At 62.1% G+C, this 24,707-nt stretch carries 29 protein-coding genes and 1 pseudogene; 14 read left to right on the top strand and 16 right to left on the bottom strand.

All coding sequences use genetic code 11. The features are described 5' to 3' along the window. Positions 1 to 28 precede the first annotated feature (28 nt). A complete protein-coding gene (locus M5G17_RS02085; RefSeq protein ID WP_273891349.1) occupies positions 29 to 532 on the top strand; it encodes a TIGR02444 family protein in 504 nt (167 codons plus the stop codon). Here M5G17_RS02085 and M5G17_RS02090 read toward each other — a convergent pair. After that, positions 508 to 1,503, bottom strand: coding sequence for an AlgP family protein (locus tag M5G17_RS02090; protein WP_273891350.1), 996 nt, complete (start codon positions 1,501 to 1,503; stop codon positions 508 to 510). The two genes, M5G17_RS02085 and M5G17_RS02090, sit on opposite strands and share 25 nt — an antisense overlap. 226 nt (positions 1,504 to 1,729) lie before the next feature. Here M5G17_RS02090 and M5G17_RS02095 point away from each other — a divergent pair, with 226 nt between their 5' ends. After that, a complete protein-coding gene (locus tag M5G17_RS02095) occupies positions 1,730 to 2,395 on the top strand; it encodes an FKBP-type peptidyl-prolyl cis-trans isomerase (RefSeq protein WP_273891351.1) in 666 nt (221 codons plus the stop codon). 15 nt (positions 2,396 to 2,410) lie between these two features. Here M5G17_RS02095 and rsd read toward each other — a convergent pair whose 3' ends face one another. From rsd to M5G17_RS02135, 8 genes and pseudogenes are all read right to left on the bottom strand, one after another. Then, positions 2,411 to 2,881: a sigma D regulator gene (rsd, locus tag M5G17_RS02100; protein ID WP_273891352.1), complete on the bottom strand. Its 471-nt coding sequence runs from the start codon at positions 2,879 to 2,881 to the stop codon at positions 2,411 to 2,413. Positions 2,882 to 3,108: 227 nt separating this feature from the next. Further along, the gene (locus M5G17_RS02105) at positions 3,109 to 3,630 is read right to left on the bottom strand and encodes a disulfide bond formation protein B (protein WP_273891353.1); all 522 of its coding nucleotides are present in this window, start codon (positions 3,628 to 3,630) and stop codon (positions 3,109 to 3,111) included. A 216-nt stretch (positions 3,631 to 3,846) separates the two neighbouring features. Then, a complete protein-coding gene (locus M5G17_RS02110) occupies positions 3,847 to 5,085 on the bottom strand; it encodes a heme biosynthesis protein HemY (RefSeq protein WP_273891354.1) in 1,239 nt (412 codons plus the stop codon). Next, the gene (locus M5G17_RS02115) at positions 5,082 to 6,173 is read right to left on the bottom strand and encodes a uroporphyrinogen-III C-methyltransferase (protein WP_273891355.1); all 1,092 of its coding nucleotides are present in this window, start codon (positions 6,171 to 6,173) and stop codon (positions 5,082 to 5,084) included. The genes M5G17_RS02110 and M5G17_RS02115 overlap by 4 nt, the downstream gene beginning before the upstream one ends. A gap of 45 nt (positions 6,174 to 6,218) precedes the next feature. Continuing rightward, positions 6,219 to 6,986, bottom strand: coding sequence for a uroporphyrinogen-III synthase (locus tag M5G17_RS02120; protein ID WP_273891356.1), 768 nt, complete (start codon positions 6,984 to 6,986; stop codon positions 6,219 to 6,221). Further along, on the bottom strand, positions 6,983 to 7,924 hold the full coding sequence (gene hemC / locus M5G17_RS02125; protein WP_273891357.1) for a hydroxymethylbilane synthase: 942 nt from the start codon (positions 7,922 to 7,924) through the stop codon (positions 6,983 to 6,985). The genes M5G17_RS02120 and hemC overlap by 4 nt, the downstream gene beginning before the upstream one ends. 121 nt (positions 7,925 to 8,045) lie before the next feature. Next, positions 8,046 to 8,792: a LytR/AlgR family response regulator transcription factor gene (locus tag M5G17_RS02130; RefSeq protein ID WP_130261982.1), complete on the bottom strand. Its 747-nt coding sequence runs from the start codon at positions 8,790 to 8,792 to the stop codon at positions 8,046 to 8,048. Next, positions 8,789 to 8,896, bottom strand: a pseudogene (locus M5G17_RS02135) (sensor histidine kinase); the annotation flags it as partial. The gene M5G17_RS02130 and the pseudogene M5G17_RS02135, both read right to left, overlap by 4 nt. Before the next feature lie 220 nt (positions 8,897 to 9,116). Here M5G17_RS02135 and argH point away from each other — a divergent pair. Next, complete coding sequence (gene argH, locus M5G17_RS02140; RefSeq protein ID WP_273891358.1) at positions 9,117 to 10,511, top strand: argininosuccinate lyase; 1,395 nt, start codon at positions 9,117 to 9,119, stop codon at positions 10,509 to 10,511. A gap of 54 nt (positions 10,512 to 10,565) precedes the next feature. Here the strand turns inward: argH and M5G17_RS02145 are convergent, their stop codons facing one another. Further along, complete coding sequence (locus tag M5G17_RS02145) at positions 10,566 to 11,228, bottom strand: glutathione S-transferase family protein (RefSeq protein WP_273891359.1); 663 nt, start codon at positions 11,226 to 11,228, stop codon at positions 10,566 to 10,568. Positions 11,229 to 11,373: 145 nt separating this feature from the next. Here M5G17_RS02145 and M5G17_RS02150 point away from each other — a divergent pair, with 145 nt between their 5' ends. The 3 genes from M5G17_RS02150 to M5G17_RS02160 all read left to right on the top strand — a co-directional run bounded on the left by M5G17_RS02150 (position 11,374) and on the right by M5G17_RS02160 (position 14,981). Beyond that, on the top strand, positions 11,374 to 11,658 hold the full coding sequence (locus tag M5G17_RS02150; protein ID WP_273891360.1) for a hypothetical protein: 285 nt from the start codon (positions 11,374 to 11,376) through the stop codon (positions 11,656 to 11,658). Positions 11,659 to 11,742: 84 nt separating this feature from the next. Beyond that, positions 11,743 to 11,988: a TIGR02647 family protein gene (locus M5G17_RS02155; protein WP_273891361.1), complete on the top strand. Its 246-nt coding sequence runs from the start codon at positions 11,743 to 11,745 to the stop codon at positions 11,986 to 11,988. A 146-nt stretch (positions 11,989 to 12,134) separates the two neighbouring features. Next, positions 12,135 to 14,981 (top strand): class I adenylate cyclase, encoded by a 2,847-nt coding sequence (locus M5G17_RS02160; RefSeq protein ID WP_273891362.1) that lies wholly within the window; start codon positions 12,135 to 12,137, stop codon positions 14,979 to 14,981. Positions 14,982 to 14,984: 3 nt separating this feature from the next. Here the strand turns inward: M5G17_RS02160 and rnk are convergent, their stop codons facing one another. From rnk to cyaY, 3 genes are all read right to left on the bottom strand, one after another. Continuing rightward, positions 14,985 to 15,404 (bottom strand): nucleoside diphosphate kinase regulator, encoded by a 420-nt coding sequence (rnk, locus tag M5G17_RS02165; protein WP_273891363.1) that lies wholly within the window; start codon positions 15,402 to 15,404, stop codon positions 14,985 to 14,987. 133 nt (positions 15,405 to 15,537) lie between these two features. After that, positions 15,538 to 15,759 (bottom strand): DUF1289 domain-containing protein, encoded by a 222-nt coding sequence (locus tag M5G17_RS02170; RefSeq protein ID WP_273891364.1) that lies wholly within the window; start codon positions 15,757 to 15,759, stop codon positions 15,538 to 15,540. Then, on the bottom strand, positions 15,759 to 16,091 hold the full coding sequence (gene cyaY / locus M5G17_RS02175) for an iron donor protein CyaY (protein WP_273891365.1): 333 nt from the start codon (positions 16,089 to 16,091) through the stop codon (positions 15,759 to 15,761). Before cyaY ends, M5G17_RS02170 begins: the two co-directional genes overlap by 1 nt. A gap of 195 nt (positions 16,092 to 16,286) precedes the next feature. Between cyaY and lptM the strand changes: the two genes are divergently transcribed. From lptM to M5G17_RS02205, 6 genes are read left to right on the top strand one after another with little or no spacing between them, the layout of a single operon-like run. After that, complete coding sequence (gene lptM / locus M5G17_RS02180) at positions 16,287 to 16,424, top strand: LPS translocon maturation chaperone LptM (protein WP_036989509.1); 138 nt, start codon at positions 16,287 to 16,289, stop codon at positions 16,422 to 16,424. A gap of 9 nt (positions 16,425 to 16,433) precedes the next feature. Further along, positions 16,434 to 17,681: a diaminopimelate decarboxylase gene (gene lysA / locus M5G17_RS02185; protein WP_273891366.1), complete on the top strand. Its 1,248-nt coding sequence runs from the start codon at positions 16,434 to 16,436 to the stop codon at positions 17,679 to 17,681. Between the two features lie 4 nt (positions 17,682 to 17,685). Continuing rightward, positions 17,686 to 18,516: a diaminopimelate epimerase gene (gene dapF, locus M5G17_RS02190; protein WP_273891367.1), complete on the top strand. Its 831-nt coding sequence runs from the start codon at positions 17,686 to 17,688 to the stop codon at positions 18,514 to 18,516. Between the two features lie 13 nt (positions 18,517 to 18,529). Then, positions 18,530 to 19,267 carry a DUF484 family protein gene (locus tag M5G17_RS02195; RefSeq protein WP_130261993.1) on the top strand — a complete coding sequence of 246 codons (738 nt, stop codon included), beginning with the start codon at positions 18,530 to 18,532 and terminating at the stop codon, positions 19,265 to 19,267. Continuing rightward, positions 19,267 to 20,166 carry a tyrosine recombinase XerC gene (xerC, locus tag M5G17_RS02200; RefSeq protein ID WP_273891368.1) on the top strand — a complete coding sequence of 300 codons (900 nt, stop codon included), beginning with the start codon at positions 19,267 to 19,269 and terminating at the stop codon, positions 20,164 to 20,166. The genes M5G17_RS02195 and xerC overlap by 1 nt, the downstream gene beginning before the upstream one ends. Beyond that, positions 20,163 to 20,858 carry an HAD family hydrolase gene (locus M5G17_RS02205; RefSeq protein ID WP_273891369.1) on the top strand — a complete coding sequence of 232 codons (696 nt, stop codon included), beginning with the start codon at positions 20,163 to 20,165 and terminating at the stop codon, positions 20,856 to 20,858. The genes xerC and M5G17_RS02205 overlap by 4 nt, the downstream gene beginning before the upstream one ends. Before the next feature lie 56 nt (positions 20,859 to 20,914). Here the strand turns inward: M5G17_RS02205 and sutA are convergent, their stop codons facing one another. The 3 genes from sutA to glnK all read right to left on the bottom strand — a co-directional run bounded on the left by sutA (position 20,915) and on the right by glnK (position 23,415). Then, the gene (gene sutA / locus M5G17_RS02210; RefSeq protein WP_273891370.1) at positions 20,915 to 21,241 is read right to left on the bottom strand and encodes a transcriptional regulator SutA; all 327 of its coding nucleotides are present in this window, start codon (positions 21,239 to 21,241) and stop codon (positions 20,915 to 20,917) included. Between the two features lie 463 nt (positions 21,242 to 21,704). Next, the gene (locus tag M5G17_RS02215) at positions 21,705 to 23,036 is read right to left on the bottom strand and encodes an ammonium transporter (protein WP_130261997.1); all 1,332 of its coding nucleotides are present in this window, start codon (positions 23,034 to 23,036) and stop codon (positions 21,705 to 21,707) included. 40 nt (positions 23,037 to 23,076) lie between these two features. Continuing rightward, the gene (glnK, locus tag M5G17_RS02220; protein WP_002555808.1) at positions 23,077 to 23,415 is read right to left on the bottom strand and encodes a P-II family nitrogen regulator; all 339 of its coding nucleotides are present in this window, start codon (positions 23,413 to 23,415) and stop codon (positions 23,077 to 23,079) included. 329 nt (positions 23,416 to 23,744) lie between these two features. Between glnK and M5G17_RS02225 the strand changes: the two genes are divergently transcribed. After that, positions 23,745 to 24,008: an accessory factor UbiK family protein gene (locus M5G17_RS02225; RefSeq protein ID WP_010221117.1), complete on the top strand. Its 264-nt coding sequence runs from the start codon at positions 23,745 to 23,747 to the stop codon at positions 24,006 to 24,008. A gap of 7 nt (positions 24,009 to 24,015) precedes the next feature. Beyond that, the gene (locus M5G17_RS02230; protein ID WP_273891371.1) at positions 24,016 to 24,369 is read left to right on the top strand and encodes a gamma-glutamylcyclotransferase family protein; all 354 of its coding nucleotides are present in this window, start codon (positions 24,016 to 24,018) and stop codon (positions 24,367 to 24,369) included. Positions 24,370 to 24,707 lie beyond the last annotated feature (338 nt).

The raw sequence follows: 24,707 nt of genomic DNA on the forward strand, positions 1-24,707 counted from the left end.
TTCGTCGGCAACTGGCGCGAGTGGGACCATGCACACCGACCTGTGGAATTTTGCCTTGAAGCTTTACGCCCGCCCGGGCGTAGAAGCCGCCTGCCTGCAATGGCAGGACCTGGGTGGCGATGTCTGCCTGCTGCTTTGTGGCATGTGGCTCAGTGCGCGCGGCGTTGCGCCAAACCGGCAGCGGGTGCGCCAACTCACGACGCTGGCCAATGCCTGGCAAGCCGATGTGGTCGAGCCGTTGCGCAGCTTGCGCAGCAGCTGGCGCGACAACGCAGCCAAGGACGCACGATTGGCGGGGCTTCGTGAACAGCTCAAAGGTCTGGAGTTAGCGGCAGAACGCATCCTGCTGGAGCGTCTTGAGCAGGCTTGCCAAGGCTGGACTGCAATGCCCGAAGCGGAGCTGGACTGGATCAGCTGGCTGGCACCCAAGGGCGCCGCTGTGCATCACGACGCGCTGCACAGGCTGCGCGTCGTGATGCACAGGCTGCGCGTCGTGATGCGGACGGCTCAGGACGCTGAAGATGGCGTCTGAGTAGCCGGTGCTACCGAAGCTGCTGACGCAGGCGACGACGTAGCGGCCGGTGCTGCGGCGGCTGGCGTAGCCGGCTTGGCGGCTGCAGGCGTAGCTGGCTTGGCCGGTGCTTTTGCTGCGGCGGGCTTTGCTGCAGGTTTGGCCGCGGGCTTGGCGGGCGCCTTCGCAGCAGCAGGCTTGGCGGCGGGCTTGGCCGCAGGTTTTGCCGCTGCAGGTTTGGCAGCAGGCTTGGCTGGTGCTTTGACAGCAGGCTTGGCCGCTGCGGTTTTAACGGCGGGTTTGGCCGGTGCTTTGGCCGCAGGTTTGGCGGCTGGCTTGGTCACAGGTTTTGCCGCAGCAGGTTTAGCTGCAGGCTTGGCCGGCGCCTTGGCGGCTACAGGCTTGGCAGCGGGTTTAGCGGTTGCAGGCTTGGCAGCAGCAGTGCGCGCTGGTGCTTTGACAGCAGGTTTGGCGGCTGGCTTGGCAGCGGGTTTAGCGGCAGCTTTAACTGCAGGCTTTGCAGCGGGCTTGGCGGCAGGTTTTGCGGCAGCCTTGGTAGCTGGCTTGGCAGCGGCAGCAGCGGGTTTGGCCGAACGCAGGGTCAGCGCCTTGGCGGCAGCTTCCTTGACCTTGCCAACACCCTGGGCCAGTTTCAGGCTTTCCTGGGCATCACGCTTGAGTTGCAGGATATAGGTGCGGGTTTGTGACTGACGGTCTTTCAGATTGTCGAGCAAACCTTCAAGTTCGCTTACAGCCGATTTGGCCTTGTTCTGCGCCTTGGCTTTGCCAGCCTTGGCAGCGTCCTGCAGTTTAAGACGCGACTTGTGCAGTTTTTCCTGTGCCTTGCCCCGTTGTTTTTCCAACTTGGCGAGCAGTTTTTCAGCATCAGCCAGCGCTTGCGAGCAGGCATTTTCCAAATGATCGAGCAAGCTGCCCGAGAGTTGCTGGAGCAGGTGCAACGGCGTACTTACTGGCTTCTTATTGGCCGACATGGTTTACCTCCTGGCTGACGAGATTGCGGCTCATACTATGCTTCTGCTGCTACCGCCGCTAGGGCATGTTGACAGTATTAAATGCGCCGCGTTGCATGCCTGGGCAAAGTTGTTCTCACTGCAGCTGGAATCAAGTGTAGATGCTGCAAAAAGTGTTGCTGATATTTACACGAAGTGATGGGCGAAGGCTGGCATACTTCATGTTCTCTGAAGCAGGAGCGAGCCTGTGCCGCGCTATCTAATCCTTACCTTGTTGCTGTTGCCCAGTTCGTTAATTGCAGCGCCTCAATCCGCCCCTGCCACGGACCATGATCTGGCCTATAGTCTGGGCGCCAGCCTGGGTGAGCGACTGCGCACGGAAGTGCCGGGCCTGCAACTTGATGCCTTGGTCGACGGGTTGCGCCAGGCTTATCAGAACAAGCCATTGGCGCTCAGCAAAGAGCGTATGGCGGCGATACTCAGCGAACATGAGAGCCAAGCCAATGAGGCTGCGGCTCAAGCACAGACTGAGCAATTGCTGAGCGCGGAAAAACGTTTCATGGCCACTGAACGGGCTAAAACCGGAGTGCGCGAGCTGGCCGAAGGCATACTCGTCAGCGAGTTGCAGAGCGGGACTGGCAGCAAGCCAAAAGCTGGCGGCAAAGTCCAGGTTCGCTATGTTGGCAAGTTGCCGAATGGCACGGTGTTCGATCAGAACCAGCAAGCGCAATGGTTCAATCTGGACAGTGTGATCGAAGGCTGGCAAGTGGCGTTGCCGCAGATGGCAACCGGGGCGAAGTGGCGGCTGGTGATTCCTTCGGCACAGGCCTACGGTGCCGACGGCGCGGGCGACCTGATTGCGCCCTACACGCCACTGGTGTTCGAAATCGAGTTGCTCGGGGTTGCCGACTGAAGGCCGGCAGCGCCGTCAGGCCTGGACGGTACCTTCTTCGCTGTGTGCGTTATGCAGCACTTCGATCAGGCAGTCTTCGAGTTCGAAACGCTCGTGCAGCAGGCTGCCAAGTTCGCTGAGCTTTTTCGAGAAACGCTCAGGATCGTTGCAGTCACCCTTGTCGCAGTGATCGTTGAACGCCGACGCGATTTCAGTGGTTGCGTCGATACGCGGGCTGATCTGCTTGGCCAGCTCCAGCCCGCGCGTATCGCCAAAGGCTTTGGCTTCGCTGACCAGTTGTTCGCTCACTTCGAAATGCCAGGCTGAAACATAGTCAACCAGCACCGCGCAGAAATCCCGGCTCTTGTCCTTGTCGGCAAAGGCTGGCTTGGCATCGCGCAGCTCGCGGAAAGCCGTCACCAGCTCTGCACGCTCGTCCAACCAGCGGTCAATGAGCTTATGAACCCCACCCCAGCGTTCCTGAGCATTCTGACAACTATCTAGCATGGCGATCTCTTCCCTTCTGGGTAATGCCCCTGCCCCCGCGCCGCAAGTGTGCAGAGCAAAGGTGGAATCAGCAGAGCGGCATCGAGCAGCTGTTTTTTCGGTATGCGTGCAAGGAGATTATTCCCGTGCGCCCTAGCCTTCAAGGTACGCAGGCGACAAAGTTCATACAAGTGTTTAATCCGGGCATCCTTTGCCGTCGGTCGCTTGCAAAGCGAAAAAAACCGGACTCAGCTTTTCACCGCCCGGTGGAACAGCAACCCTCCGCGGCCCAGCAGGCGAAAGGTGGGCAAAGCCGCCAGAAGGACGAAGGACAACAGGCTCCATTCAGGAATGGTCAGGTCAAGAAAGCTCCAGTTGATAGGCACGCAATCGGGGCTGCCGACCAGCATTGCCTGGATGACCTGAAGCACGGGCATGTTCTCGATCACGTAGTCAAAAGCCGGCTCGCACTCGATGCCTGCCAGGGCCGAATTGCCCTGCAGCCAGACGTGCCGAGCGGCGAGGAGCGCCCCACCGGTGGCAAAGAACAACGCCAGCGCGGCATAAATGCGCGTACCAAGGCGCCCTGGGGAATGCACGACAGCACACAGACAGACCAGGGCAAAAGCACCCAGGAACAGCCGTTGGCTGTAGCACAGCGGGCAAGGCACCAGTCCCATGCCAAATTCCAGGTAATAAGCGGCAGCCTGGACCAGCACTGATGCCAGCAAGGCCGGAAAGAACAGTGAACGCAAGCGGGCCCGTGACATGGCAAGTCCAGAAGCGGAATAGGTAGGCAGCAACGGTAGAGGATAGGCGCCGGGTGTATCAAGGTAAGACGACAGGGACAAATCGCAGATGCACAAGGGAAGCATCGCGAACGTCGCAAGAAAGATTTACAGGGTTTTGAGAGGTGTTTTACCAGTATGCGTAGGAAGTTACCTTAACCCCACAGGCGCGCCCAGTACAGCGCGCCCATGGGTACATCAAGCTCGAACCACCTCTGGCAAGGGTAATGCCAGCAAGCGCTCATCAAGCATACCCAAGCCTTCCTGGAACAGCTGGTTACTGCGCTCGGTGTCACCCAGGCCGGCGAGCAGGCGTGCCAGCTCGGCGCAGGCTTCAGGGTTGCGCTGCACGCGCAAGCTGCTTTCCAGGTAATCACGCGCCTTGCCCCATAGACGGTTCTGCAGGCTCAGACGCCCAAGGGTCAGCAACAGGCTCGGGTCATCCGGGTGAGCCTTGAGCCAGCCTTCGGCGGTTTGCAACTGACGCGCCAGATCGCTACCACGCACCAGGCCATAGAGACGCGCCAGATGGCTTTCGTACTGACGTTTGAGGGCTGTGCGCAAGGTTTGTTCGGCTTCACTTTCAGCGCCTAGCTGGCGCAACTGCTCAGCATAGGCCGATACCAACTGCGGCTCCTGGCGCTGCGCAGCAGTAAGCTGCTGCCAGGCCCGCTCAAGGGATTGCCGGGCGGTCTGTTCGTCGCCTTCACGGCTGACCGCCAGGCTCAGGTTCTCACCCCAGGCGCGGCGCTCCAGCTCGGCCAGCTCAGGTGCCGGCAGCACTTTATCTTTGCGCAGTTCGGGGAGCAGGCGAATCAAGGCCGACCAGTCGCCACGCTCGCGGTACAGGCGCTGCAACAGGCGCAACACCTGAACATTGTGAGGATGGCGCTCCTGCATGGCTTGCAGGGTAACCAGGGCCGCATCACTGTCACCACGATCCATCTGCAACTGGGCATGGCTCAGGGCAATCGCCAGCTCGGCTTCTGGCTGACGCTCCAGCGCCCGCTCCAGCAGGTTGTCGCGGTCTTCGCTGCGCCCCAGCTCGTTTGCCGCACGGGCGGCCCCGAGGTAGTACAGCAGCGGCTGGCGTTCAGCCTCGGCGGCACGGTGCAGATGGCGCTGAGCGCTGGCCCAGCGACCTTCGGCGAGGTCCAGTTGGCCCTGCTCGATCGCCAGCTGTGTGCGCCGGCTGCGATTACGTCGTGACCAGGGGTTGACCACGCCACCTGAGGTCAGCACCAGGCCAACCAGGTAACGCACCAGCAAAACAGCCAGGATGACCCCGGCCAAGGCCGCCAACGCCGCCCACAGGCCAGATTGATAGCGAAAACTGCCGTAGGAAATCAGCACATAGCCGCTGTGCTTGGCGATCGCGATTCCGAGCACAGCGGCAACTGCAATCGCTATCACCGCCAGCAGGTAGACGCGCTTCATGGCTTGGCCTCCTCGACCGGCAGGTGCCGACGCGCAAGGTAAGCCTGAACCGCACTGAGGCTGTCCGCCAAGTCCGGCACCACCACGGCAACCGGCTGCTCGGCCAGTTCGTTGAGGCTGGCAAGCATGGCCTGGCTCTGCGGGTTGTCCGGATTGAAGTTGGCCAGCAGCACACTGCGAGCGTCATCCAGGGCCTGGGCATAGACCTTGGCTTCACCATTGAGCGCAGCCCATTGGGCTTGTTCGATAGTCAGGCTCAGAGCCAGGCGCAGTTGGTTGAGCGACTGCCCGGCCAACAATGGGCGAATGTTGTCGTCGGCATCAAAGTCAATCTGGAAATACTTGGACAGCTCGGCCCACCACTGCGACCAGCGACTGGCGCCATCACCCTCGGCAGTCAGCGCGCCGAGAGCATCGGCGTTGCTGTTGAACTCCGGTGACTGGGCGCTGAGCTGCAGTACTTGCTCGCGCTGGGCTGCCAGCTTGAGGAACAGGCCGGTACGATCGGGCTGCTGGACGCTGCTGAGGGTTGCCAGGCTCTTGGCCAATTGCTCACGGGCGGCAAAGGAGCCCGGGTCGCTCTGTTCACGGAGGATTTCATCGGCGCCCTTGACCAGTTCACGGGCACTGACGATGTCCTGCAAGGCGGACAAGCGCAAGCTGGCCAGGCGCAGCAGGTGCTCGGCTTCGGCCAGGCGCCAGTCCTTGCGGCTGGCGCCGAGGATGGTTTCCAGGCGCTGACTCAAGCGCTGCTGATCACCCTGCAACTGGGCGACCAGGCGGCGACGATCCTCGAGCTCGGAAGCCGGCGGCAACACCGCCAGTTGAGCGGAAAGCTGCTGTTCGCGCTCTTGCAAGGTGCGGGTTTGCTCGCTCAGGGTCTGCAGGCTCTGCACCTGGCCCTGCTCGGTGTTCTGGAGCTGGCGAACCTGCCATACCCCCCACCCACCGACAGCTACACCTGCCGCGCCCAGCAACAAGGCCAGGATTGCCAGACCATTGCCGGACCGCTTGGCAGGTTCGACGGGGGTTTGCGCAGGCGCCTCTGGGGCCTTGAGTTCATCGTTGGGCAAGACAGTTTCGCTCACGTATCCATCCTTTGCTTTGCGGCACGTCGCAATGAGCTTAGCGCCTTAGGGGGCTGGTGCAGGAGTTTCCTGCAATGTTGCCAGCAAAGCCATGGCACTGGCACCACGGCAATCCACTACATTCTGTGCGCCACTGGCGCGGGCAAGTTCTGCCACCCGCGGGCTGGGCACGAACAATGGCAGTTGCGCCAGCCGTGGCCAGTCTTCACCGGCCAGTTGGCACAGGTGTTCAAAACCCTGCCCACTGCTGACCACCAGGCCGTTCAGGCGTTCCCCGGCAATACGCCGGGCCAGGGTGGCCTCAGGGTAATGCGGCAGGCCGCGGCGATACAACTCGAGGTAATCGACCTGCGCCCCCAATGTGGCCAGGCGTTCGGCGAGCAGTTCGCGGCCGCCTTCGCCGCGGATGATCAGCACCCGTGGCTGCGGCCGTTTGAGCGTCTGGGTCAAGGCCGACAGTTGCAGCAGCGCTTCGCTGTCGTCGCCTTGAGGAGGGAAACTGACGTTGAGGCCATGATCGTCGAGAATCTGCGCCGTGGCCGCGCCGACGGTAAACCAGGCCTGCTTGGGAGGCTGCGGCCAGTGCGCCTTCAGCTGTTCAACGGCCAGGCGTGCGGCCGGCTTGCTGACGACGATGATCGCGCAGTACTGATCGAGCGCTTGCACCTGGTGCAGTTGCTCTGGCAGTAACGTCAGCGGCTCGATTTCCAGCAGTGGCAGGCTGCTGCTGAACACGCCCTGTTCGGCCAGCGTGCTGGCCAACGCCGCACACTCTTCTGCCGGGCGGGTCAGCAGCAGGCGCCAACTGCTCACGGGTGCCCGGCCTCGCCGTACACTGCCTTGAGGATGTCTTCGGCGCCTTGCCCAAGCAGGTCTTCAGCAACCTGGATGCCCAGTGCCTCGGCATCCTTGCGCGGAGCGCGCGCCTGGGCGGTGAGCAGCTTGCCGCCCGCCGGCTCGCCGACCAGGCCGCGCAGCCACAGTTGCTCGCCTTCAAGTACCGCGTAGCAGGCAATAGGCACCTGGCAGCCGCCATTGAGGTGCTTGTTCAGCGCACGCTCGGCAGTGACCCGGTCGGCCGTATCGGCGTGATGCAGCGGCGCCAGTAACGCGTGGATCTGGCTGTCGACACTGCGGCACTCGATACCCACCGCACCCTGGCCACCCGCAGGCAGGCTGTCGTCGACGCTGATGCTGGAGGTGATCCGGTCTTCGAAACCCAGGCGAATCAGGCCTGCAGCGGCAAGGATGATAGCGTCGTACTCGCCGGCGTCGAGTTTCGCCAGGCGGGTGTTGACGTTGCCACGCAGAAAGCGGATCTCTAGGTCCGGGCGACGGGTCAGCAATTGCGCCTGGCGGCGCAGGCTGGAGGTGCCGACAACGCTGCCGGCCGGCAGTGCCTCGAGGCTTTTGAAGGTATTGGAAACGAAGGCATCACGCGGATCTTCGCGTTCACAGATGCAGAACAGGCCCAGGCCTTCCGGGAAGTCCATGGGCACGTCTTTCATCGAGTGCACGGCGATGTCGGCTTCGTTCTCCAGCAGCGCGGTTTCCAGCTCCTTGACGAACAGGCCCTTGCCGCCGATTTTCGACAACGGCGAGTCGAGCAGCTTGTCGCCACGGCTGACCATCGGCACCAGGGTCACGACCAGGCCAGGATGAGCCTGTTCAAGACGGGCTTTGACGTATTCGGCCTGCCACAGGGCAAGGGCACTTTTGCGGGTGGCAATGCGGATTTCGCGAGTGGACATGGAACGATCCGTACGAGATAGATTCGCCCGATGATAACAGCTCAGTCCAGACCGCTAGCAGATCTAAATCATGGAACAAGCCAACCCTCCCTGGCCGTTCTCTGCTCCATGGTGGCCGTTCTTACAGTTGCTGCATCATTTTGCGCACGCCCGCCACATGCCGGCGGCTGACGATCAGGGCGTCGCCATTGAGGCCTTTGAGAAACAGCTGAAAATGCCCCAGTGGCGTGCGCTGCAGGCGTTCGATGCGGTTGCGGGCGACCAGTGCGTTGCGGTGAATGCGCACGAAGCGCTCGCCAAACTCGTCTTCCAGGGCCTTGAGCGGCTCATCGAGCAGCACTTCGCCATGCTCATGGCGCAAGGTCACGTATTTGTGATCCGCAATGAAATAGATCACCTGGTCGAGGGGAATCAGCTCAATGCCCTTGCGGGTGCGGGCGCTGATATGGCTGCGCGGACCACTGCCGCTTTCCGCCGCCGGGCGAGTCAGCGCCGCCAGTTGCACGCGGTTGGGGCGCTCGGCCTTGCGCAAGGCTTCGCGCAGGGTGTCGGCTTGCACCGGTTTGAGCACATAGCCCAGGGTGCTGTCTTTGAACGACTCTACGGTGAACTCCTCGTCACCGGTGCAAAACACTACCGCAGGCGGTGCTTCGCGCTCGCATAGCCGGGCAGCGACCTGCAGGCCATCAAGCCCGGGCATGCGAATGTCGAGCAGGACCACCTCAGGCTTGAGGCTGTCAATCAGGGCCAGGGCCTCGTCGCCATTGGTGGCGCTGGGCTCCAGCACGGTATAGCCCTCCAGTTCGCCGAGCAGTCGGCTCAGGCGTTCCCGGGCTTGGGGTTCGTCATCAACGATCAGGACATTCATATTGCGCTGGATTCCTGCGTGAGTCTCGCACAAGGATAGCGTAGACAGGTGAGGTGACGACCGTCACGGCGATCCACGCTCAGACTCGCACGATGGCTAAAGATTCACTGGTCCGACAGGAAACATGCCGAGCCTCTGTCCAACTGTAGACGGTTGCCGCAACACTGCCGTTCAATCGATAAATATCCTGTTGCACGCGCGCTGTCGCGGGCCTGTACTGCGACATAAACCCGCATTTGCCCCGACCGCCGCACTCCGGCAGGGCCGCCAATCCTGCTATGATCGACGCCACTTTTTCCGTTCACGCCTTCAACGAGTGAATCCATGAGCACCGACAAGACCAATCAGTCCTGGGGCGGCCGCTTCAGTGAGCCCGTCGACGCCTTCGTCGCCCGTTTCACCGCCTCCGTCAATTTCGACCAGCGCCTGTACCGCCACGACATCATGGGTTCGATCGCCCACGCCAGCATGCTGGCCAAGGTCGGCGTCCTCACCGACGCCGAACGCGATACCATCGTCGATGGCCTGAAGACCATCCAGGGCGAAATCGAGGCCGGCAACTTCGACTGGCGCATCGACCTTGAAGACGTGCACATGAACATCGAGGCGCGCCTCACCGACCGCATCGGCATCACCGGCAAGAAGCTGCACACCGGCCGTAGCCGCAACGACCAGGTCGCCACCGACATCCGCCTGTGGCTGCGTGACGAGATCGACCTGATCCTGGCCGAAATCACCCGCCTGCAACAGGGCCTGCTGGAGCAGGCCGAGCGCGAAGCCGAGACTGTCATGCCTGGCTTCACCCACCTGCAGACCGCCCAGCCAGTGACCTTTGGTCACCACCTGCTGGCCTGGTTCGAAATGCTCAGCCGCGACTACGAGCGCCTGGTCGATTGCCGCAAGCGCACCAACCGCATGCCCCTGGGCAGCGCCGCGCTGGCCGGCACCACCTACCCGATCGACCGCGAACTGACTTGCCAGTTGCTGGGCTTTGAAGCCGTGGCTGGCAACTCGCTCGATGGCGTCTCCGATCGAGACTTCGCCATCGAGTTCTGCGCCGCCGCCAGCGTGGCGATGATGCACCTGTCGCGCTTCTCCGAAGAGCTGGTGCTGTGGACCAGCGCCCAGTTCCAGTTCATTGACCTGCCTGATCGCTTCTGCACCGGCAGCTCGATCATGCCGCAGAAGAAGAACCCGGACGTCCCCGAGCTGGTGCGTGGTAAGACCGGCCGCGTGTTCGGCGCCCTGACTGGCCTGCTGACCCTGATGAAAGGCCAGCCGCTGGCCTACAACAAGGACAACCAGGAAGACAAGGAACCACTGTTCGACGCTGCCGACACCCTGCGCGACTCGCTGCGTGCCTTTGCCGACATGATCCCGGCGATCAAGCCTCGCCACGCGATCATGCGCGAAGCGGCCCTGCGCGGCTTCAGCACCGCCACTGACCTGGCCGACTACCTGGTGCGCCGTGGCCTGCCATTCCGTGATTGCCACGAAATCGTCGGTCATGCGGTGAAGTACGGTGTCGATACCGGCAAGGACCTGGCCGAGATGAGCCTGGACGAACTGCGCCAGTTCAGCGACCAGATCGAACAGGACGTGTTCGCCGTGTTGACCCTCGAAGGCTCGGTCAACGCCCGTGATCACATCGGTGGTACTGCCCCGGCCCAGGTACGCGCTGCCGTAGCCCGCGGCAAGGCACTGCTCGCCACGCGCTAAACCCTGCCATGTGCGGCCAGCTCCGGCTGGCCGCACGTAGCGGTTGCACGCCGATCAGCGCTTGCCCGAGCGCACCATCTCCAGAAAGGCAGGCATCTGCGCCTCCTTGTCAGCGGCAATCTTCTGCACGTTCGGATTGCTCTTGAAGCGCTCCAGCAGCTCACGCGCTTGCGGGAAGTCTTCCAGCACGTCGATATTCAGTACTTTCTTGCCCACGGCATAAGCCAGGTCGATGCTGAAGCAGAACAGCATATCGGCAATGGTCAGGCTGTCGCCGGCCACATAAGGGCTGAACGTGCCATTGCGCTTGAGGGTGGCGATCCCGGCCAGCAGTTCATCTTTTGCCTTGGCCTTGATGGCTTCGTCCACCTGCATGCCGAAGAACGCTTGCGGGTAGCAGGCGCGGGCAGGCAGCTCGATGTACAGCTCGATTTCCTTGGCCAGTTCGTGGACCTTGGCCTGGGCAAACACCCCCTCCGGCAACAGCGCCTTGCCCGCCTGGGTCTGCTCGATGTAGTCGAGAATCAGGCTGGTTTCGCTGAGGAAACCATGCTCGGTCTCCAGCACCGGCACCTTTCCGCGCGGGCTGACTTTCAGCGCATCGGGGCCCTGGCCGCCGAAAAACAGCACCTCTTCAAACGGCACGCCCTTCTCCAGCAGTGCCAGTTTGACCATGTTGTAGTAGTTGCTGACCGCAAATCCGTGAAGCTTGAGCATGAAACAGCCTCCAGGCCGTTGAGGGGTTGGCCCGGTTGTTATAGACCCAAGTGCCGGGTACTGACCAGCATCATGGAGTTTGTCGATAACACGGCATCGTCCCCCGGCTCATGGCAAACTGGACACCCCTAAAGAGGAAGCGCCCATGAGCGAGCCAACCGATATCGACAACGACGAAGAAGAGTTCGCCGAGTCGACCCTGATCGAAGCCGTCGAGAACCAGATCGAAAGCGGCAACCCGCCAGCGGCCAAAGCCATCTTCAACAAGCTGACCCTGGTGGGTTACGAACGTGACGACATCCTCAACCTGATGGCCCATGTACTGGCCTTTGAGATTGATGCGATGCTCGAAGACGACCGTGCGTTCAATACCGAATGGTACGAAGCCGCCTTGCGCGCCCTGCCCGAGCTGCCGCCGGAAAAGGCCTGAAGCAAAGCAGGGTTTCCCTGACTACACTGCAAAACCAGGCACCGGCGACGGTGCTACCCTCCTTGTCTGGAAGTCGGAGTCTCTATGTCGTTTACCCCCGAATTGATTGCCGAGCTGGAAGTTCTTGCCTTGTTCAACCTGGATAGCAGCCAGGAAGGCATCAAGGTGCACAACACTGCTTCTAAAGACCTCATCGATGCAGCACAACGCTTGTACGACAAGCAGCTGACCGACCAGCCTGATGGCGGTTATCTGACCAGCTTGGGGCATGATGCTGCCGAACACGCGCAGCAACTGCTGACCATCCTGAACGTCGCTCAACCTGCCTGACACCAGCAATCGCGGGGCAAGCCCGCTCCTACCGACCGGGTGGGAGCGGGCTTGCCCCGCGATGCGTTCACCGCTAATAAAATGGCGTCAAAATCAAAATAGCTTAAACTCGCCATTGCTCCCCAAACGGCCGGTTTTAGCTCGCCATGAACCACCCCCACGAAATTCGCCCCGACCTCGACCAGGGCATTGACCGCAAGGTACTCAGCCAGCTGCGCCAACGTTTCCTGACACTCAACCAGGGGCGCCTGGGGCGCGCCATGGACGGGCTATCAAGCCGTCAACAGCAAGTAATGGCCTTGCTGCCGCTGTTTTTCCACGTCAATCATCCGCTGCTGCCCGGCTATGTCTCCAGCAACACACCAGCGGGTGTAGCCAATTTTGAGCCCGACAGCCAAGTGCTGGCCGAGGCCCAGCGCCTGACCCGTTCGTTTGCCTACAAAGCCCGGCATGGCAACCCACCGCAGCCGATTCACGGCCTGTACCTGATGGGCAGCCTCGGCACCCTGGCCCAGGCCGAGCAGAGCGATATGGATGTCTGGGTCTGCCACGCTGCGGACCTGAGCGAAAGCGAACTGACCGAGTTGCGCAAGAAATGCCTGCTGCTGGAGACCTGGGCCGAGAACCAGGGCGCCGAAGCTCATCTGTTCCTGATCGAAGCGCAAAGCTTCGTGCAGGGTGAACGCGACGGCCAGCTCAGCTCCGATGACTGCGGCACCACCCAGCACTACTTGCTGCTCGATGAGTTCTACCGCACCGCCATCTGGCTGGCCGGGCGCACACCCCTGTGGTGGCTGGTACCGGTGTACGAAGAACCCCGGTACCGGGAATACACCCAAACCCTGCTGTCCAAACGCTTCGTGCGCAGCGACGACAACCTCGACCTTGGCCACCTGGCGCATATCCCACCTGGTGAGTTTGTCGGCGCAGGGCTCTGGCAGTTGTTCAAGGGCATCGAGTCGCCCTACAAGTCAGTGCTCAAGCTACTGCTGACCGAGGTCTATGCCAGTGAGCACCCGCAGGTGCAGTGCCTGAGCCTGCAGTTCAAGCAAGCAGTGTTTGCCAATCGCCTGGACCTCAATGAGCTCGACCCCTACATGATGGTCTACCGGCGCATCGAGCAGTACCTGCAGGGTCGTGGCGAACACCAACGGCTGGAGTTGGTGCGGCGCAGCCTGTACCTGAAAGTGAACAAGAAACTCAGCGGCCTGTCCCGCCAGCGCAGCAGCAGTTGGCAACGTGACTTGCTGCTGCGCCTGAGCCGGGAATGGGGCTGGGATGAGCGCCAGCTGGCACTGCTCGATAGCCGCAGCCAATGGAAGGTTCGCCAGGTGACGGCCGAACGCCGCGAACTGGTGGCGGAGCTGAACTACAGTTACCGCTTCCTTTGCCAGTTTGCCCGCAGCCAGAACGCCACCAGCCGCATCGACCAGCGCGACCTCAGCGTGCTTGGCAGGCGCCTGTACGCCGCCTTCGAACGACGCGCCGGCAAGGTCGAGTTCATCAATCCGGGGATTGCCCCGGATCTGGCCGAAGACACCCTGACCTTGGTCCAGTCGCCTAACCGCAAGGATCCCGGGCAAATCCACTGGGGCCTGTACAACGGCAACCTGGGAACGCACGAGTGGGAGCATTTTGCCCCGATCAAGCGCTGCCGGGAACTGCTCGAACTGCTGACCTGGGCCCACCGCAATGGCGTGATCGACAGCAGCACGCGCCTGGCCCTGCATCCGGGCAGCAGCGACCTGAGCGAGTACGAGCTGTTCAACCTGCTGGGCAGCCTGCAACAGAGCGTCGCCCTGCCCTTGTCGGTAGTCAGCGAGCAACGCCTGCTGCAACCGAGCGTGGCGGACGAGGTCCTGCTGCTGGTCAATGTCGGCATCGACCCGCTGCAACACCATCGCGACCTGAACATCCTGATGACCACCGAGCGCACCGATTCCCTGAGCTATGCCGGGGTGCGGGAAAACCTGGTACTGACCCTCGATCAGGTCACGCTCAATAGCTGGAACGAGGTCCAGGTGCACCGCTACGACGGCGAACATGCACTGCTGCGCTGCCTGCGCGATTACCTCAATAGCCACGGTACTGGCCACACGCCCCGGCTGCGAGTGCGCTGTTTCTGCCACAACCGTGCCCAGGCCATCGCCCTGCGGGTCGAGGACGTGTTCGCCACCACCCAGGCGCTGCTGGCGCAGAACCTCAACCACCGCTACCTGTTGCAGGTTGAGCAGCACACCCATGTGCTGGAACTGCAGGCTGGTGCTGTGAACCTGGTGACCCTCGACGATCAGGAAGCGGTGCTGCGCTACCTCGGTGAAGAACGCAGCGATTACAGCCCTCTGCACCTGGACGCCAACGCCCTGCAGGAACTGGACCTGGCCCAGGTACTACCCCTGGGCCAACCGCAATGCATCCAGCTGTTCTATCGGGTTCAGGACACTTGGGCGGATGTCTACGTGCTGGATGAGCACAACGCGTTCTGGCAACAACGCCTGCCGTTCCACGATGAAAGCAGCCTGTTGCTGCCGTTGCAGCGTTTTTTGCAATCGATCGTGTTTCGCCGCGAAGCGCGCCTGCCGCTGGACAGCCTGCAGGCCCAGGGCTCATTGGATATTTTTTATTACCAATTGTTGCCTTCAGGCCCTGGTAAGGTCCGCCAGGTGGAAACACGCCAGGTCGAGGTCAGGGCCATCGACCGACCGTACTACGAAGTACAGGCAATTCTGCAGGCAGGCGCCAGCGACGACGTGCAAGTGACGCTGTACTGCAATCAGCGTGAATTTTCCCAGCTTGAACATGGCGACCAGCTGTATGCGGTGGTCGCCCGCGAGATCATCGAGCAGCGCCGCGAAGCCGAGCGCTACCGCTGCTACATCACCGACCTGGACCTGTCCGGCCTGCTGGCCGACGGCCTGGGTTCGAGCATCCTCTACCTGCGTTACAAGGGCGAACTGGAGCGGGCGCTCAACGAGGCCCTGGCGCAGGTTTGAGGCTCAGAGGTCGAAGTCGCCCGCTGCTTCCGGCTGGTATTCAACTTCGAGCAATTTCAGCTTGAGGGTCTTGCCGCCCGGGGCCGGCCAGTCGATCTGCTCGCCTACCGAGAGGCCCAGCAGCGCGCTGCCGATCGGCGCAAGAATGGAGATCTTGCCTTCATCAGCGTTGGCGTCTTTGGGATAGACCAGGGTCAGGTGGTAGTCCTTGCCACTGGCTTCCTCGCGGCAATGAACCCGGGAGTTCATGGTCACGACACCGGCCGGAACGTCCTCGTGACCGACCTGTTCGGCGCGGTCCAGCTCGTCCTGCAAGGCGAGCACACCCGGAGAATCCTGCGTCTTCTCATCGAGGTTTTCGATCAGACGCTCCAGACGCTGTACGTCCAATCGGGTGACGATAATGGAAGGCTTGGTGCTCATGATCCGGTCAGACTCCTTTTTCTGGGCGATATAAAGCAAAACCCCGCCCAAGGGCGGGGTTTGCAGGCATTCGGCACAGCCGAAACTGGTTTGACACTACCACAGCCAAGTAAATACACAATACCCGCAGGGTCTATGCCAACCCGGCCAGCTGTCGTCGCGCCAGCGCCTCGCGGCAGATCTGCCGGCGCTGGTCATCGTCAGCCGCGCGCCACTGGCGAATGTCCTCGACATGGCGGTAACAGCCAATGCAGACCTTGTGCTCATCCAGCCGGCAGGTGCTGATGCACGGCGAGGGCACTGCCGGGCTGACATTGCTGTAGAGCGGCTTGGCCGGCTTGGCTGGGCTGCTCATCAGATTTCGTCGAAATCGAGCTTTTCACCGATCCGCTCCCAGACGATGCGCTCAAGCATCTCGCCCAGCAACTCTTCGGTTTTTTCGCAGGTCCACTTGCCGTTCTGCTCGTCGTAGTCGAAGTGGAAGCCACCGGACTTGTCGGCCAGCCACAGCTGGCGTAGCGGCTCCTGGCGGCTGAAGATCAACTGGCTGCCGTTGTCGAACTTGATGGTCAGGACCCCTGCCGAGTTCTCCATGTCCAGGTCCAGGTCAGTCTCGTCGAACAGGTCTTCCAGGGCCTGTTGGGTCGCGTCGACCAGGTCGTGAAAACGCGCTTCGGTCAAACTCATTGCAAGAACCTCAAAAATGTCTGCACACACGCAAGCCGGGCAAGATACGAGCGCGGCGCGCCGAATGCAAAGGATACCGACCTGCGTCATCAGGCGCAGCCACCCCCCCGCCCAACGGCGGGTTACCCACATAGGCAAGGGGCCGGGCGCTCGGTATACTCGGGCGCAATACTGCTTATTACAAAGGATTACGCCATGAAGCGCCTGATCTCCACCCTCGCGGCGCTCGTCGCGGTTGCCTGCCTCGTTTCCGCCTGCGGCCAGAAAGGCCCGCTGTACCTGCCTGACGACAGCAAAGACGGTAAAAAGTCGCAATCGCACCAGCACCAGTAAGGGTAACCCATGGACGCTTTCAACTACCGCGACGGCGAGCTGTTCGCGGAAGGCGTGGCCCTGTCGGCCATCGCCGAACGTTTCGGCACGCCGACCTACGTCTACTCGCGCGCCCACATCGAGGCCCAGTACCGTAGCTATGCCGATGCCCTGGAGGGTGTTTCGCACCTGGTGTGTTTTGCCGTCAAAGCCAACTCCAACCTCGGCGTGCTGAACCTGCTGGCCCGCCTGGGCGCAGGTTTCGACATCGTTTCCGGTGGTGAACTCGAGCGTGTGCTGGCCGCTGGCGGAAGTGCTGATCGTGTGGTGTTCTCCGGTGTCGGCAAGACTCGCGAAGACATGCGCCGCGCCCTGGAAGTCGGCGTACACTGCTTCAACGTCGAATCCACTGACGAGCTCGAACGCCTGCAGGTCGTGGCCGCTGAAATGGGCGTTCGCGCGCCGGTTTCGCTGCGGGTCAACCCGGACGTCGATGCTGGCACCCACCCGTATATCTCCACGGGCCTCAAAGAAAACAAGTTCGGTATCGCCATCGCCGATGCCGAAGAGGTCTACATCCGCGCCGCGCAGCTGCCGAACCTGGAAGTGGTCGGTGTCGACTGCCATATCGGCTCGCAACTGACCACCCTGGAACCCTTCCTCGATGCCCTCGACCGCCTGCTGGCGCTGATCGACCGCCTCGGCGACTGCGGCATCCTCCTGCGTCACCTGGACCTGGGTGGCGGCGTCGGCGTGCGCTATCGCGACGAAGAGCCGCCGCTGGCTGCCGACTACATCAAGGCCATCCGCGAGCGCGTCGGTGATCGCGACCTGGCCCTGGTGTTCGAGCCGGGCCGCTACATCGTCGCCAACGCCGGCGTGCTGCTGACTCAGGTCGAGTACCTCAAGCACACCGAGTACAAAGACTTCGCCATCGTCGATGCGGCGATGAACGACCTGATCCGCCCGGCCCTGTACCAGGCCTGGATGAACGTCACCGCGGTACAGCCGCGTGCCGGTGAGGGCCGTACCTACGACATCGTCGGGCCGATCTGCGAAACCGGCGACTTCCTCGCCAAGGAGCGGACCCTGAACCTGGCCGAAGGCGACTTGCTGGCGGTGCATTCCGCGGGCGCCTATGGTTTTGTCATGAGCTCGAACTACAACACCCGTGGTCGTTGTGCCGAAGTGCTGGTCGATGGTGACCAGGCCTTCGAAGTGCGTCGTCGCGAAACCGTGGCCGAGTTGTTCGCCGGCGAAAGCCTGCTGCCGGAGTAAACCCATGCTGCTGCGTTTTACCAAGATGCATGGGCTGGGCAACGACTTCATGGTCCTCGACCTGGTCAGCCAGCATGCGCACATTCTGCCCAAGCACGCCAAGCAATGGGGTGATCGTCATACCGGTGTCGGCTTTGACCAGTTGCTGATCGTCGAGGCGCCGAGCAATCCGGAAGTGGATTTCCGCTACCGGATCTTCAATGCCGACGGCTCCGAGGTCGAACAGTGCGGCAACGGTGCGCGCTGCTTCGCGCGTTTCGTGCTGGATAAGCGCCTGACTGCGAAAAAACGCATCCGCGTCGAAACCAAGGGCGGCATCATCGAGCTGGACGTGCGCAACGACGGGCAGATCAGCGTCGACATGGGCCCGCCACGGCTGACGCCTGCGCAGATTCCGTTCGACGCACCGACCCAGGCCCTGAGCTACCCGCTGGAGGTTGCCGGGCGTACGGTGGAGCTGGCTGCGGTGTCCATGGGTAACCCTCATGCAGTACTGCGCGTCAACGACATCAACGCCGCCCCGGTGCACGAACTGGGCCCGCAGATCGAACATCACCCGCGCTTCCCGCAGCGGGTCAATGTCGGCTTCATCCAGGTCATCGACCGTCACCGCGCGCAACTGCGGGTGTGGGAGCGTGGTGCTGGCGAAACCCAGGCCTGCGGTACCGGTGCCTGCGCTGCGGCCGTGGCCGCAATCAGCCAGGGCTGGATGGACTCGCCATTGTTGATCGACCTGCCGGGTGGGCGCCTGTCCATCGAATGGGCAGGCCCGGGCACCCCGGTGCTGATGACCGGCCCCGCCGTACGCGTGTTTGAAGGACAGGTTCGTCTATGAGTGAGTACCAGCCATGACCGATCAGCCCCAGGCTCCCGCCGAACAGCCCAACGACCTTAGCGCCGAGGGCTCGACGCCCACCCTCGGGGCTGAGGCCGTGGTTGCATACCTGCGCGACAACCCGACGTTTTTCGCCGAACACGACGAGCTGCTCAGCGAGCTGCACATCCCCCATCAGCGTGGCGATAGCGTGTCGCTGGTCGAACGTCAGCTCAAGCTGCTGCGCGACCGCAACATCGAAATGCGCCACCGCCTTTCGCAACTGATGGACGTGGCCCGCGACAACGACCGGCTGTTCGACAAGACCCGCCGGCTGATCCTCGACCTGCTCGATGCCGACAGCCTGGAAAGCGTGGTCATGGCGGTCGAAGACAGCTTGCGCCAAGAGTTCAAGGTGCCCTTTGTCAGCCTGATCCTGTTCGGTGAAACGGCCGCGCCGGTTGGTCGTTGGGTCAACAGCTCCGACGCCCAGCAAGCCATTGGTGGCCTGTTGTGTGCCGGCAAGACCGTCAGCGGCAACCTGCGCGACCATGAGCTGGACTTCCTGTTCGGCGAAGAGCAGCGCAAGGAAGTCGGCTCCAGCGCCGTCGCCACCCTCAACCATCAAGGCTTGCACGGCGTTCTGGCAATCGCCAGCCGCGATCCGCAGCATTACAAGAGCACGGTCGGCACCCTGTTCCTGAGCTACATCGCCGAAGTGCTGGGCCGGGTCGTCCCGCGCCATACCCAGACCCTGCGTCCGGTGCGCTGATGGAACGCCAGCTGGAGGCCTTTTGCGCACACCTGCGCAACGAGCGCCAGGTGTCCGAACACACCCAGCTGGCCTACCGACGCGACCTTGCGAGCGTCCTGGAATTCTGCACCAAGAACGGCATCGACAGCTGGAACGCCTTGCAGATCCAGCACCTGCGTCAACTAATCGCCCGCCAGCATCACCAGGGCCAGTCTTCACGCAGCCTCGCCCGCCTGCTCTCGGCGGTGCGCGGCTTTTACCGCTACCTCAACCGCGAAGGCCAGTGCAGCCACGACCCGGCCAACGGCCTGTCGGCGCCCAAGGGCGAGCGGCGCCTGCCCAAGACCCTCGATACCGACCGCGCCCTGCAACTGCTTGAAGGCGCGGTTGAAGACGAGTTTCTGGCCCGCCGCGACCAGGCCATGCTCGAGTTGTTCTACTCCTCCGGCTTGCGCCTGTCTGAGCTGACCAGTCTCAACCTCGAGCAGCTCGACTTGCCTGCGGGCCTGGTGCAGGTGCACGGCAAGGGCAGCAAGACCCGCGTGCTGCCGGTCGGCCGCAAGGCCCGCGAGGCGCTGGAACAATGGCTGCCCCTGCGCACGGGCAGCGGCCCGCAGGACGGCGCCGTGTTCGTCAGCCAGCAAGGCCGGCGGCTTGGCCCGCGGGCCATTCAACTGCGGGTACAGGCCGCTGGCGCCCGCGAGCTGGGCCAGAACCTGCACCCGCACATGTTGCGACACTCCTTCGCCAGCCACCTGCTGGAATCGTCCCAGGACCTGCGCGCGGTGCAAGAGATGCTCGGTCACGCCGATATCGCCACCACGCAGATCTACACTCACCTGGACTTCCAACACTTGGCCGCCGTCTACGACAGCGCCCATCCCCGGGCCAAACGCAGTAAGGGCAGTGACTCATGAGCATCAAGCTGATCACCTTCGACCTCGATGACACCCTGTGGGACACCGCACCGGTGATCGTCAGCGCCGAGACCACCCTGCGCGACTGGCTGGCGGCCAATGCGCCAAGCCTGGGTGCGGTACCGGTCGAGCACCTGTACGCCATCCGTGAGCGCCTGGTGCAGGCAGAGCCTGGGCTCAAGCACCGCATCAGCGCCCTGCGCCGCCGCGTGCTGTTCCATGCCCTGGAAGAGGTCGGCTACAGCGAGAACAAAGCCCGGGAGCTTGCCAACGAAGGCTTCGAAGTGTTCCTGCATGCTCGCCACCAGATCGACATCTTCCCCGAGGTGCAGCCGGTGCTGGAGATCCTCCGCCACAGCTACACCCTGGGCGTAGTCACCAATGGCAACGCCGATGTGCGCCGCCTGGGCCTGGCCGACTACTTCAAATTCGCCCTGTGCGCCGAAGACCTCGGCATCGGCAAACCCGACCCGCAGCCCTTCCTCGAAGCCCTGCGCCAGGGCGAAGTAGAGGCGGGGGCAGCGGTGCATATCGGCGACCACCCTGGCGATGACATCGCCGGCGCCCAGCGCGCCGGCCTGCGGGCGATCTGGTTCAATCCGCAGGGCAAGGCCTGGGCAGCCGAAAGCCGCCCTGACGCCGAGATCCAGCGCCTGTCACAGTTGCCCGAACTGCTCAACAGCTGGCGCTGAACCGCAGGCACAAAAAAGCCCGCAGCGACGGCGGGCTTTCTTGCTGACGGGACCACTCAGATAGGGCGGCTACCGTACTTGTTGTCCGGCTTCTTGGGCGGATCGGCGACCACGTTGGCCTCCACTTCCTGCACCTTGCCACCACGGGAGAGGAACTCTTCCATGGCCTTGGCCAGGGCATCACGCTCTTTTTGCTTGGCTTCCATGCTCGGCATGTCGTCTACCGAGACTGCCGTGGACTTCGACTTGCCTTTGGCTGCGGGAGCCGGGCTGTCGTCGCCACTGTCATCGGCCACGTCATCGGCTGCAGCTTCGAGGCCTTCGTCGCCTTCGTCTTCGTCGCCTACTTCGAGGTCGTCATTTTCCAGATCGTCGTCGCTCATGTTCTACCTCATGACTTGCGAAAAGCAGATTAGTTATAGTCCAGCAACGTCGAAAATCGACAGCTGCCAGAAAAAATTCAAGGACCGCAGTCTGGCTGCGGGCCGTGGTTGCGCCACAACGAATGGCGAGAACCGGGCAAACCCCACGTCACGGGCGAGGTCTGTACAAATAAAGAGCGGTCGGCACTAACTCGCCGACATACCCCGCTGTGATCGACTCGCTTATTGGCAAGCCTAGCAAAGGGTATGGAAGTTTGCGGACTGCTCGTCAGCACCCTTCGGCGCGCATTCTAGCGTGCTCAGAGAAAAAGCAAAGTGCCTAAATTTCACTGAACGTTGTAAGTTTTCTACCTACATCGCACGCAGCCACCGAAGCGCGCCTGGAAACCGTTTGCGCTTGAACGAACGAACAAAATCCGGGCAAAAAAATGCCCGGCAAGCCGGGCAAGTTTTTTAGCCGCAGTTACAGGTTGTAACCACGCTCGTTGTGTTGCGCCAGGTCGAGACCGACCGACTCTTCTTCTTCGTTGACCCGCAGGCCCATGACCAGATCCAGCACCTTGAGAATCACATAGGTGACGATCGCGGTGTAGATCACGGTAAAGCCGACGCCCTTGGCCTGAATCCAGACTTGTGCGCCGATGTCTTCGACTGTGCCGAAACCGCCCAGGGCGGGGGCTGCGAACACGCCAGTGAGGATCGCCCCGACAATACCGCCGATGCCATGCACGCCGAAGGCATCCAGAGAGTCGTCGTAGCCGAGCTTGCGCTTGAGGCTGGTGGCGCAGAAGTAGCAGATCACACCAGCCACAAGGCCAATCACCAGGGCGCCCATCGGCCCGACGGTACCGGCAGCCGGAGTAATGGCCACAAGGCCCGCAACCACGCCCGAGGCGATACCCAGTGCGCTTGGCTTACCGTGGGTCAGCCACTCGGCGAACATCCAGCCCAGGGCCGCTGCGGCGGTCGCGATCTGAGTCACCAGCATGGCCATGCCGGCGGTGCCGTTAGCGGCGGCGGCGGAGCCTGCGTTGAAGCCGAACCAGCCGATCCACAGCATCGCCGCGCCGATCAGGGTGTAACCGAGGTTGTGCGGCGCCATCGGTGTGGTCGGGAAGCCTTTGCGCTTGCCCAGCACCAGGCAGGCGACCAGGCCGGCGATACCGGCGTTGATGTGCACCACGGTGCCACCGGCGAAGTCGAGCACGCCCCAGTCCCACATCAGGCCACCATTGCCGCTCCAGACCATGTGGGCGATGGGCGCATAGACCAGGGTGAACCAGATGGCCATGAAGATCAGCATCGCCGAGAACTTCATGCGCTCGGCAAAGGCGCCGACGATCAGCGCCGGGGTGATGATCGCGAAGGTCATCTGGAAGGTGATGAATACCGCTTCAGGGAACAGCGCCGCCGAAGAGGTCAGGCTCGCCGGGGTCACGCCAGCGAGAAACGCCTTGGACAGACCGCCAACGAAAGAATTGAAGTTGACTACACCTTGCTCCATACCGGTGGTATCGAACGCCAGGCTGTAGCCGTAAACCACCCACAGGACACTGATCAGGCCGGTAATCGCAAAGCACTGCATCATCACCGACAGCACGTTCTTGGAACGCACCATGCCGCCGTAGAACAGGGCCAGACCAGGAATGGTCATGAACAGCACCAGGGCTGTGGCGGTCAACATCCAGGCGGTGTCGCCGGAGTTGAGCACGGGGGCTGCCTCCTCTGCCAGGGCCAAGCCGGGCATTACGAGGGACAAAAGGGCTCCTAGCCCTGCGAACTGACGCAGAGTCATATTGTTATCTCCTGGGGCGTTGGGGTTTGGTGAGGCTTTTTTAGATCGCGTCGGTATCGGTTTCGCCGGTACGGATGCGAATCGCCTGCTCCAGATTGACCACGAAAATCTTGCCGTCACCGATCTTGCCGGTGTTGGCCGCCTTGGTGATCGCCTCGATGACCCGGTCCAGATCCTTGTCGTCGATGGCGACGTCGATCTTCACCTTGGGCAGAAAATCGACCACATATTCAGCGCCGCGATACAGCTCGGTGTGACCTTTTTGCCGGCCGAAGCCTTTAACTTCAGTGACAGTGATGCCCTGCACGCCGATTTCGGACAGCGACTCGCGCACGTCGTCCAACTTGAACGGCTTGATGATGGCAGTGACTAGCTTCATGAAACTCTCTCCCGAATTGGTGGACTTGCCCCAGGAAAACAAACCCGACTCAAGTCTAAGCGCAGTGCCTGGCTTTGTAACGCGTCGTCATGGTGACTGCATCAGTGCATGGGTCATGAAGGTCTTAGCAGAAAGCTTGCCAGATTGATTAAAACGCGGGATTACAGGGGCTTACGTTGCTCGGCGATACTTGGCCAGTCGCCAGTACCGTTTTGTTGCACAACAATAGTGCGCGGCGTTTCGCCGCCATGCGCGAAAAGCGTGCAGCGCTGGCAGGCGAAAGCTGCGTGCTACACTGGCGCCCCATTGCATACTGTGGACAGCCGAATATGCTCGCGCCCAAAGCCTTTCTTGATGCCCTGAGCGACCAGGCTTCGCGCCTGTTCAGCGGTGACACCTCGCAACCCCGCAGCGAAATCGAAAGCCAGTTCAAAGCCTTGCTGCAAAGCGGCTTCAGCAAGCTGGAACTGGTCAGCCGGGAAGAATTCGACAGCCAGATGGTCGTTTTGGCCCGCACCCGCGCCCGCCTTGAAGCGCTCGAGGCCAAAGTCGCGGAAATGGAAGCACGCCTGAACCCGCCTGCTGCCGAGTGAGCCTGCGATGACGCCCTCTTCCGAGTACCCGGAGCTGTTGTTCTCCTACGGCACCCTGCAGGACAAAGCCGTGCAACTGGCCAATTTCGGCCGCGAACTGGTTGGCCAGACTGACCAGATGCTCGGCTATAGCCAGGCCTGGGTGGAAATCACCGACCCGCAAGTCCTGGCCACCAGCGGCAAGACCCACCACCCGATCATCAGCCCCAGCAACAACGCAGACGACAGCGTGGCCGGCATGGTCTTCCAGATCAGCGAGGCGGAGCTTGCGGCGGCGGATGCCTATGAAGTGTCCGACTACAAGCGGGTTGCCGTGCCTCTGGCCTCCGGTCTGACTGCCTGGGTTTACGTGGCTGTTTGAACTGGCCTCATCGCGACCTCAAGACACACTCTCGCCTTGCCCCAAGGCTGACAACGCCACTCTCACAGGCCATGGCACGTTGCAACAAATGTGGGAGCGGGTCTTGCCCGCGATGCGCCGCGCGGGCGGCGCTCGATCTCAAGGACGCCACAACCCTAACGGCGTACACCTACTGGCCCTCACCTCATCTCAAGCCCCACACCTCACCGTCATCACGCAATCGCAAGATGTGTAGGGGTTCAAAGGTGCAGGCTTTGAGATGGGGTAAAGCCTGCCAGGTGTATGTCGTAAGGTTTTTTGCGCTCTTGAGATCGAGCGCCGCCCGCGCGGCGCATCGC

This window comes from Pseudomonas rubra, from assembly GCF_028656935.1.
GTDB classification, from domain to species: Bacteria; Pseudomonadota; Gammaproteobacteria; order Pseudomonadales; family Pseudomonadaceae; genus Aquipseudomonas; species Aquipseudomonas rubra.